Below are 220 nucleotides of genomic sequence, written 5' to 3'. Positions count from 1 at the left end.
GCCGAAAGTCATCGCCGGTGTAAAGTTCATCGACGGAATCGAAGTCATTCCGAACACTGAAAGCCACGCCGCCTGATCAGGCCGCGTCACCCAAAATCAGCCATAGCTCGGAACACATCGATGCCTACGTCAACGCATACAACGACAGAGCCGAGCCCTTCGTCTGGACCAAGAAAAAGGTCCGTCAACGCCGTTTCAAAGGCCGCCGTATCACTCAGCT

Annotated in this window: 1 pseudogene; it reads left to right on the top strand. The window is 55.0% G+C overall.

The features are described from left to right. Positions 1-110: 110 nt before the first annotated feature. Positions 111-220, top strand: a pseudogene (locus QJT78_RS52800) (IS630 family transposase); the annotation flags it as partial.

The sequence above is a fragment of the Bradyrhizobium sp. Mp27 genome, from assembly GCF_029953005.1.
GTDB classification, from domain to species: Bacteria; Pseudomonadota; Alphaproteobacteria; order Rhizobiales; family Xanthobacteraceae; genus Bradyrhizobium; species Bradyrhizobium barranii.
The sequence above is the reverse complement of the archived record's forward strand: the minus strand, read 5'-3'. Positions and strand labels throughout refer to the sequence as shown.